Origin of the sequence: Vibrio sp. Makdt (assembly GCF_027587015.1) — a bacterium.
Classification (GTDB): Bacteria; Pseudomonadota; Gammaproteobacteria; order Enterobacterales; family Vibrionaceae; genus Vibrio; species Vibrio chagasii_B.
Genome location: NZ_JAPPTH010000050.1, coordinates 1 through 9,547 on the forward strand (window position 1 = coordinate 1; position 9,547 = coordinate 9,547).

The window sequence follows — 9,547 nt, forward strand, 5'->3', positions numbered from 1 at the left end:
ATCTCGGGTTGATGCTAGTGATGCGGAATCGAATCATATAACCAAGCGTGTTGTAGACATCCAGCCTTATAAGATTGAAACAAAAAAGTTGGAAAAAGTGATGCTGACTAATGATGAAGTACCGAGAGGGTTAACGGTTTCTTATAGCGCTGACATCTATTGGAATGATGGTAGAGTCACCACTGGTACGAATGAGGTGAGTTGGCAGGAGCAAGGCGATGGGTTTGAACAAGATGATCAGCAGAAAAATCGCTTTCTCGCTTCTGGTGATGTTGGATCTGATTCAGTGCTGACAGCGAGTTATCAAGGTGTTTACAGTGACCCCCGCACGTTGGAAGTCTCTAACCCTATTTTAAAAGAGCTACATATTGAAGTTGGCGGGGGACAAAGTACCTCCGTGCCTCGTGGGCAAGCTCGAACACTGATGGCAGACGCAGAGTTTGAAGGTCTCGGAAGCATCGATGTCACACAGGATGTCTCCTGGAACTCTGATAAAAACCCGGCTTTTGAGCAAAAAGATAACACTTTCCGTGCGATTGGTAGTAAGAGCAATGTCGGTGAACAAACAACCATCACGGCTTCTCTCTCCGGTTACCAATCAGAGGTAAGCAATGACGTCACCCTCTCCATATCGCCCGCTGAATTAATTGCAGTACGAACTGAAATAGACCAAGGAGCGAATGCACTGGTTCCACGATATCTCAGCCGTACTTTAAAGGCTATCGGAGTATACAGAGGGGACATCAATCGTAGTGCTGAAACTTTTGAAGAGGATATAACCAATACTGTAGCATCATGGAATAACAGTGATATAACTAGCTTTACCTCGGTCTCAGAAACGAGCAACCGCTTCCAAGCAATCGGTGAGCCGGGTACCACGAGTATTGTTACCCCCGATGTTCCAGACTTTGTAGATGAAAAGGGGATTCAGCTATCTGTTGGTGATGGCGTTATAACGAGTCTTGAGGTTGAACATGCGGACAATAATCTGTACACACCGGACGTGCCATTTTCAGACGATGTACCTAAAGGTCAGGTGCGAATGTTTCGTGTTGTTGCGACCTATGATTCCGCAAGTGATGACTTTGTTAAGGAAGACGTGACTCAAGATGCCCAGCTAGTCCTCAGTGACGCCTCTTTTCAAAAAATAGACGACTACACAGTTCAAGCAGTCGGTAACACTGGAGAATATGCGGAGGTTTCGGCTAATTATCGCGATCAGGAGACCGATAATAACGTGACACTGACTGTGAAAGAAGAGCAGAGTGAAACAATTCAAGTGGGCACACTGATATTTTCTAAGCCACCTGAGCGCTTATTGAATTACGATGATGCCTTACAATATTGCTCTACACGAGGGCAAGAGATCCCAACGCGAGATCAGTTGGAAAAGCTGGTCAATGAATATGTCGGTCCCAACCATGGTTGGCCTTGGAGCAGCAATGAGGGTTACGGAACGTATTGGAGCAATAAGCAAGCCAATGATAACTTTCCAGATAGCCACTGGATAATCAATTTAAAGGATAAACACCCTTACCCGAGGGGAAATGATACGACTAACCAAGTGAGTTGCGTTGTTTCTGAAACGTAACAAATCTAGCCGTCTTCCTTGAAAGACGGCTATTCTTAGCCCCTTCAGTACATTGAGACTGACCTAATAAAGCAGATTTTCTCCGCCCTGTAAGTTTTCCTCTTCCCCTTATATAAACCTAACCATTGGCCAAGATAGCGATGCTAGTAGCACCATTTAAAATGGTGCGTTACTGCGGCTTTCTGTCCAAAAGAAAGCGAGGGTGCTTTCATCCACTGGTGTATTTAGCACTAGAAAAGACGAGTTCGAAAAAGATGCCAAACAGTACAAAGGCTTTACAGGTAATGACCCGTATCAGTACACGCTATGTCAGAACAGGATGGTGTTTACTGGCTTTACCATCGGCCCTAAAAATAATGAGTTGTTGGATAATCGCCGAATGAGTATGCGAGAAATCACGGCGACTTGGGGTCACAACCTAGGGTAATTTCATCTAAAATCAGCAAATTAGATGAAAAAGCAACCAACTATCAAGTTCTTTTGGAGAATATCGATGCCGACGATGAATGGGATTAACCCATGAACCATAACATGACTTGGGAAAAATCATGTGACAGATATTGAAGAGACAGCTTTTAATGCTCGATAAATTGTCGCTTCTCCCAGCTCAAAATCTTTGGCCAGTTGTCCAATGGTTGCGCCTTCAGTTCGGCGCAGATGTATAGCATGACATATTTGCTTGTTGAGTTTTTGTTCATATACCCAATCGGTTAAATCGTCAGTTCGCGGTAACTGAACCGAATCAAGTCTGGTGCGGCGATGTGACCTACGTCTGGACGGGACAGCGATGGTCTTATCTAGCACTTGTCATTAACTTGTTCGCACGAAAAGTCATCGGCTGGGCAATGTCTAACTCACCAGATAGCGCATTGACTGGCAAGGCATTGACCATGGCCTATGAGAGCCGTGGAAAGCCGTCCGGTGTCATGTTCCACTCGGTTCAAGGTTGCCACTATACGAGTAAAAAACATCGTCAGTTGCTATGGAGATATCGAATTACTCAGAGTATGAGTCGTCGTGGGAACTGTTGGGATAACAGTCCTATGGAGCGAGTGTTCAGAAGCTTGAAGACGGAATGGGTACCAAAGAATGGCTATAGAAGTTTTACAGAGGCACAGCAAGCAATAACTGATTACCTAGTTGGCTATTACAACCAGCATCGTCCACATCAATATAACGGTGGATTAACACCAAATGAGTCAGAATGAGATATACAGTCTGTGAGCTTCTTTGACTCCCATACTATCTACTCTCCCTTTACTTAAAGAGCGCGCTTTCTTCCCCCAAAACGTCGCCTTTATATATTTTACGCTAGCGCAATTAAAAACATATCTCATACTTACTCTATTGAAAAATGAGACTTTCAACCTCACTTAATGGAGCTAAGAATGCGACGTCTGCACCCTATCGATTCGCTGGTGATAAAACTTTTAGGCAAACAAGGGTTGATTAAAAGAGAAGCGCTGAAATACCTCAACAATAAGGTATACCGCCTGACTCCCGAAGAAGTAGAACTCACCATGCAAGAAGCTTCACGAGCAGGTCAAAAAGCAAAAGAAGCTTATATTGAGCAGCTTATTGAACGTAAGCGTGAAACGTTTTTCACCGAGCTTAGCCATCAACTGAATCAACCTTTGTCGCATCAAGATAAATCAGCGTGATGGTCAGTAGACTCATCACGCTTGCTAACAACCCATCGAACGATAAAGGGCAAGCTTAGATCCGCCTGATTCATGGTCTCGATAAACAACCACTCACGTTGCGTTACCGACGCATGCCCTGACTTTAAAAGCGTGGCATTCACTTTTTCAATGTTAACCATTAAATCAATCTCCCAAAAAAAGAGCCGCCGCAAGCGACAGCTCGAAGATCGTCAATGTGTCATTTAAGTCACGTAGTGATTGACTTAGTACAGTTTTCAGCCTGTAGACGCAGAGTAACGTTATCTGAGCGTGAATGTAAGCAACTGTGTTCATACGTGTGTTTTATTTCACACTTTCTCTTTAAAATCGGTGGCACTGCCCTTCTGTCTTTATCGCTGCATGAATGAGACGAGCAGAGCCACCTTGTCTTACGAAAGCACGAGCCCAACCATCGTAGCAAGAGACTGGATGAGCGTCACTTTGATTCTAAAAATCATTTGTTTTCGAGTTCCTCCTCTCTATTAGCGCAGAGTGGGAACTTGTTCGCTATATGGGGATTTGTGCCCATTTCATCGAAAAGTCCAAAGTTTGCTCACAGCCCTTACATACCAAGGGCTGTGAGATAGGGGTAGTTTTCTAAGTACTCTAAATTAAGCCACCATGCTTATGTAATTATCTTCTGCAAGGGGATCGAGGTTTTCCAAAAGCCTTTCCAAAACAATATTGTCTTTTTTCACACCAAAAATGTAATTACCAGCAAGTTGAATATGTCTCCAAGCTACAGGAGACAACCCCGCAATGAGATTGACGACTTCCTGATTGTTTTCTTTTTCAAACTTTTCAACCAACCCAGAGAGTAAAGCTGAATTATAGTAGATGATGCAATTTGCTATGATCCTTGCACAATCATTCCATTGCTCTATTTGGTAATCATCTCCTCCTCGAAATTGATTGCCATTGATTGAAGCAATAGCGCGGCGTAGCTGATGGTAAGCTTCGCCACGGTTTAACGCTTGTTGAACAAAATGTCTTAACTCTTTGTCGTCTACATAATCTAATATGTAGAGGCACTTAACTATGAGCTATTGTCAAATGTGGTGTATGGAGATCATGCAGTAGCCTGTTGATGAGTCTCCATTTCTTTCACTCCATTGATGAAGCGAACATCTTTCACAACATCCGCTAGGAGTGCAAAACCTCGTAGACGACGCCACTTCGTCTCTGCACTGCGCATTAACTTGTAGGCCATCATCAACGTCGTCTTTCTGTTTCCACAGTTCTTCGTCTTGTTCGTGCGTAAACGTACTGTGGCGAACATCGATTCTATTGGGTTGGTTGTCCTGATATGAACCCAGTGCTCTGCTGGGTAATCGTAGAACGCCAGCATTTCAGCTTTATCTTTCACCAAGCAGTCGGTTGCCTTTGGATACTTGGTTTCAAAGCGCTTCTGGACGGTTGAGAAGGCGTGATAAGCATCATCTCTAGTCTCTGCCATCCAGATATCTTGCAGTGCTTCCTTCATTCGTGGTTGTACGCTTTTGGGCACCTTGTTAAGCACATTCGCCGTCTTATGTACCCAGCATCGTTGCTGAGTCGTTTGAGACCAGCACTTAGCAACCGCTTTCCAGAAGCCAAGCGCGCCATCTCCGATGGCGAGCTTCGGTGCTAACTGTAATCCCTGTGCTCGTAGCTGCTCAATGAGTTCCGTCCAACTTGATTCTGACTCTCGATGACCATCCAAAACGCCAAGGACTTCTTTGCGTCCAGTGTCATCACACCAATGATGACGAGTAAGCAGAGCTTATCGTCCATCCTAACGTGACAGTAAACACCGTCAGCCCAAACGTAAACATAGCGACGCCTACCGAGGTCACGCTTACGCCACTGTTCATACTCCGCATACCAGCGCTCTTTGAGGCGACAGATGCTGTTGGCTGACAGGCCTGTCGCATCCTTACCAAGCAGAGACTCCAGAGCAGGCAGCATATCGCCCGTAGATATTCCCTTGAGATAGAGTAACGGGAGCAGTGTTGCAACGCTCTTTGTTCGCTTGAGATACGGGGTATCAAGTTGCTATTAAATTTGACGCCATGCCCTGAGCGATCTCTTACCTTAGGAATTTGCACTTCGACATCACCGACACCGGTTTGCAAGGTTCGCTCAGGTAAGAAACCGTTGCGAACGATAGCTTGCTTGCCGTCAACCATAACATTCTGGTGTTGCACAAGCTGTTGAAGCTCAGCTTCAACAGCTTGTGCAATCAAATCTCTAGCCCCTTGACGTATCAGTTCTGTAAGTGGGTCTTGTGGTGTATTCAGTGAAACAACAGTATTATCAGTCATGCGGTGTACCTTTCTGTTAATCGTTCTGGGGAGAACTGCATCAACAGATTACACCGCAACTTCCTTTCTCTTCCATACACCAGAAATCAGCATAGCTCTTACCTATGTTTAGTGATACCGAGTTCCCTGAAAGCCTTGATGTAACCCTGTCGATATGACTTCATAACGATCAGCACTGAAGTTGGGAAACGGATCGAATACAGCTCTCGGCAAAAGGGGGAGCTGTACTAAATATCCCTTCGGAGCAACAAGAAAGCCAACCTCAATCCCGGTTTTTTTCAGCTCCGTTTCAAGTTTTGATAAATAAAATCCACCTCCAACATTACAGGACTGCACTTTTAGTACACCAACCTGCCTAAGCCCTAAATCAAATAGCTTTCTTGCTAATTCCCCCGGTGTTAATGATGTCTCAATACCATTTTGATTCATACAAACTGGACCATATGGGTTACCGTGAGCAACAACATCCAAACGATGGTTGAACGTCAAAGATGAGAGTTGATCGGATTGCACTCGAGGAAACAAGTTATTGAGGTGACGAGAGGTTACGTCACCGTCACTGTACAAATTACTTTTTGGAATACCATACCGACTCTTGACGTTTTCTCCGAAATGTCGAAATAATGATGCTGGCTCTCCTTTTCTAAGTAACAGTACGTGGCGATATTCACCTAAGGAAACCCAATTATGCAGACTTGTCACCGGTTGATTTAACGACCACCCTGTCGTTCCCTCTCGGGTTATCCTGTGTGTACCGAAAGAACCCGTCCCTTCAAACAAGGCATAATCGCTACTTGACGGGAAACGTCGAACTCGCTGCCAAGTTCCTTGGATGTTCATTACAAAATCAGTGCCCTCTACTGACTCCTCACCTATGTAGTAGTGTAATCCCGTCTCTACTTCCTGCCCGATAAGTGTTGAATCAACGACCTGACTCATCTGCAGAGCCGATGCTTGTGTCAACTGTTCCCCCGATACGGCTGTTTCCTTTGTAGCAAGCTCAACAGCTTCACTCGTATAAACTGCATCAGCGACTCTAGCGCCATTGAACATAGCTCTGGAAAACAGTAACCCTTGTGCAAATTCCCCCAACGCTAATTCGCCGACAATCTCTGGTGCGATTAACGCTGCTATAGTGATAGCATCTAACGAAGGAAAGCCCCAACGACTATGATGGGGTTGCTGCTTTCTTTGACGAACATCGTTAACCAAAGCTTCTCCCACTATTGAATAACCATATTTTGGGCCAGGAAGTCCCTTGATATGTTGATACCATAACTTTAGGTCTTCCTTATTTTCTTTCCTCAACGAAGGCCAGTGAGTCAAAATTGTCTTTTGCAGCATCGCTCCCACTCGAGCATAGGGATGCGATCGATTTTGATACTGCAAAAAATCACCATAGCTAGGTTTCCATTGAGCGGCCGATTGCTGAAGCTCTGCTAACAACACCGCCTCTAAGCGGTCTTTAAATACCCCTCGTCCAGAGAAACCTGAAATGAAGAATTGACGTATTGAATCTGTATAACGTCCACCCGTTTGCTCTGCGAGTTTTTGTATCAGTTGAGTTTCACCATACTTTTCTAAACTAATGCTCAACGCGATTGAGTAAACGGATAAACCAAGAAAATCGCCTTGATAATAACGCTTAAGATACAATACTTCGTCTTCTGTTGAAGGAGAAATAAGCTCTAACTCTCGTGATAAACTATCTAAGAAAATCTGCTTCATGTACTGGGCAGGGAATAGCTCATAATGCGGTAGGTCATGTGCTTGTGACATGACAAATAGCGTAGCTGATTCAATAATGACAGTAGTATCTAATGAAGAAAGACCTTCGTCATTAAAGTCCTGATTTAGAGATTCAATTAATCGTACAAAAAACAAGTCTGGCATGTAAGCAATACCGTGCTTCTTTTTAACAACATTGAGCGCGTCGACCGCACTCAACGTGTGCTCCTGTTCTTGCCAGTCCACCCACTGGCTAACCTTATCCCTCATTGCTTTGTGATGATCGTATTGATTGTACATCGGGGAAGTAGCACTAGCGGGTAAACCTAACCCGAGCACTAAAATAAACAACAGTATTTTTTTCAAAATTTCATCTTCTATGGTATATGGATAGAAAAGCACTATCTAACGAATAGTGCTCTAAAAGACATAAGAACTTCAGTCAGTACTAAATCTGGACACTAGCAATTGAAGCCCATTGGTTTTGCCGTTTCTAAACGATTAAATATATGCTCTGGCAGGCGATTAAAGAAGACATTGAGATATCAAGTACAAAGGAGCTGCAGACTCCCGAACGGCGCATGATAAGATCATCGACCACTTTAGGTGTTACCCCATCCCATATGAGCTTCTTTTCAAGTTTTAACTCACTGATACTAATGCCAAAATTGTAAACTGTTGACTTTAAGGCCCTATCTTCAAAAGTATAGCCGCCTAACAATATGATCAGGGGTTGAGATTTCGAAAAGACAATAGCCGTATCTGGAACTGAAGAGGCAGTTTCAGGAAAGGTCATAGTTTCAGTAGCTGAAACGTTAGTTACAGCGATAAGGGTCACTAAGCCAATGACGCTGCTGATTTTCAATTTTAATTCTCCACAAACATTATGGGAATAGTCCTATTGAGAATGTATATCAATGACGAGCCGTCATTCAATCCACATAAGGCTACGATTCCTGTAGGAAATAGACGCTTTAATTCATTACAACATAACAAAGCTATATAAATTAACCAGATACACATTGCTAATGGGAATTAATTTATGCCCTAAGCACTTCTATAAGAGAGTCAAAAAATCATAGCTTAAGAGGCCATTATCTTTAAACCTAAAAAACAACATGCAGGTCAAAGCACTAAAAAAACAAATCTAATATTAAGCGAGAAATTGGCAATATACTCAAACTCAGCACTAATTCCTCACGAACAACAAAAACACATGGTTGATATCTCACGCAAAAAAAAGAGAAGAACTATTGCAAAATCTGGTGTCTCGAAAATATGTAACATATGGCTTACAACAATAGGGGCGTACATTGGGAGAAGAAAATAGAAAACGACGAGACCATGCTACATTTTTCTTACGACCACATTGTTCGGAATAAACACCCTTGGGGGTAGGTTCTTGGTATTAGGGGGATAGCTTTCAATTTTAAATCAAAGATTTAAACCGATTTTGAATGTTAGATGGCTGTATGTAGCTTAATGTGAGAAACTTAATTTAACGTAACGTCACTTAGTGCGTACCAAAAATGTAGGTGCAATTTAGTAATGTCCGGTTTGAGCAATTTTAAAATGTCCTCTTATGCTTAATGAACACGCTGAGCTTTGAGGACCTCAATCGATGCTAATTCCCATGAGTGACCGAGACATTAATCGTTTTAAAGTGCTGCAAGATGTTCGCGAACGCCGCCTTCGTCAAATTGATGCAGCCGATATACTCAACATAAGCCCTCGACAAGTTCGACGTTTATTGAGTCAGTTAAGCCAGTATGGGGCTTCTTCCTTAGCTCATGGGTCACGTGGCCGACCGAGCAACCGACGTTATCCTGATGCTTTTCGGGCTGAGGTTCTGAACATCATACGCGCTCAATACGCTGATTTTTCGCCAACATTTGCTTGTGAGAAGCTGACGGAACAACACAACTTGGTCCTGTCTGTCGAGACACTGCGCCCATGAATGATCGCCGATGGTCTCTGGGTGCCACATTCACAACGACCTCCTCGCGTTTACCAACCTCGTTATCGTCGTGACTGTTTAGGCGAGCTGGTTCAGATTGATGGCTCACACCACGATTGGTTTGAAGGACGCAGCCCTAAGTGCTGTCTCTTGGTCTACATCGATGATGCGACGGGCCGTTTGATGAACCTACGCTTCAGTGATACCGAATCTGCCTTTGATTACATGGTGGCCACACGGGAATACCTGGATCAACATGGCAAGCCTGTGGCTTTTTACAGCGATA

Annotated in this window: 5 protein-coding genes and 5 pseudogenes; 5 read left to right on the top strand and 5 right to left on the bottom strand. The window is 43.8% G+C overall.

Annotated features, from left to right (window positions below):
* The 4 genes and pseudogenes from OH460_RS27045 to OH460_RS27060 form a co-directional block, all read left to right on the top strand.
* A partial coding sequence (locus OH460_RS27045; protein ID WP_270000159.1) for a hypothetical protein occupies positions 1 to 1,591 on the top strand: 1,591 nt, incomplete at its 5' end.
* Between the two features lie 155 nt (positions 1,592 to 1,746).
* Positions 1,747 to 2,013, top strand: a pseudogene (locus OH460_RS27050) (IS91-like element ISVa3 family transposase); the annotation flags it as partial.
* Between the two features lie 270 nt (positions 2,014 to 2,283).
* Positions 2,284 to 2,799 (top strand): annotated as a pseudogene (locus OH460_RS27055) (IS3 family transposase); the annotation flags it as partial.
* 180 nt (positions 2,800 to 2,979) lie between these two features.
* Positions 2,980 to 3,252, top strand: a complete 273-nt coding sequence (locus OH460_RS27060) for a hypothetical protein (protein WP_270000160.1) — start codon at positions 2,980 to 2,982, stop codon at positions 3,250 to 3,252.
* Here the strand turns inward: OH460_RS27060 and OH460_RS27065 are convergent.
* The 5 genes and pseudogenes from OH460_RS27065 to OH460_RS27085 all read right to left on the bottom strand — a co-directional run bounded on the left by OH460_RS27065 (position 3,234) and on the right by OH460_RS27085 (position 8,169).
* Positions 3,234 to 3,413 (bottom strand): hypothetical protein, encoded by a 180-nt coding sequence (locus OH460_RS27065; protein WP_270000161.1) that lies wholly within the window; start codon positions 3,411 to 3,413, stop codon positions 3,234 to 3,236. The genes OH460_RS27060 and OH460_RS27065 overlap by 19 nt on opposite strands.
* A gap of 471 nt (positions 3,414 to 3,884) precedes the next feature.
* Positions 3,885 to 4,313: pseudogene (locus OH460_RS27070) on the bottom strand (Tn3 family transposase); the annotation flags it as partial.
* Between the two features lie 29 nt (positions 4,314 to 4,342).
* Positions 4,343 to 5,498: pseudogene (locus OH460_RS27075) on the bottom strand (IS256 family transposase).
* Between the two features lie 186 nt (positions 5,499 to 5,684).
* Complete coding sequence (locus OH460_RS27080; RefSeq protein ID WP_270000162.1) at positions 5,685 to 7,670, bottom strand: hypothetical protein; 1,986 nt, start codon at positions 7,668 to 7,670, stop codon at positions 5,685 to 5,687.
* A 127-nt stretch (positions 7,671 to 7,797) separates the two neighbouring features.
* The gene (locus OH460_RS27085) at positions 7,798 to 8,169 is read right to left on the bottom strand and encodes a hypothetical protein (RefSeq protein WP_270000163.1); all 372 of its coding nucleotides are present in this window, start codon (positions 8,167 to 8,169) and stop codon (positions 7,798 to 7,800) included.
* Between the two features lie 768 nt (positions 8,170 to 8,937).
* Here OH460_RS27085 and OH460_RS27090 point away from each other — a divergent pair.
* Positions 8,938 to 9,547, top strand: a pseudogene (locus tag OH460_RS27090) (ISNCY family transposase); the annotation flags it as partial.

Excerpts from the sequence above, each read along its gene's own strand:
- OH460_RS27060 (WP_270000160.1), top strand. The coding sequence starts at position 2,980 with ATGCGACGTCTGCACCCTATCGATTCGCTGGTGATAAAACTTTTAGGC.
- OH460_RS27065 (WP_270000161.1), bottom strand. The coding sequence starts at position 3,413 with ATGGTTAACATTGAAAAAGTGAATGCCACGCTTTTAAAGTCAGGGCAT.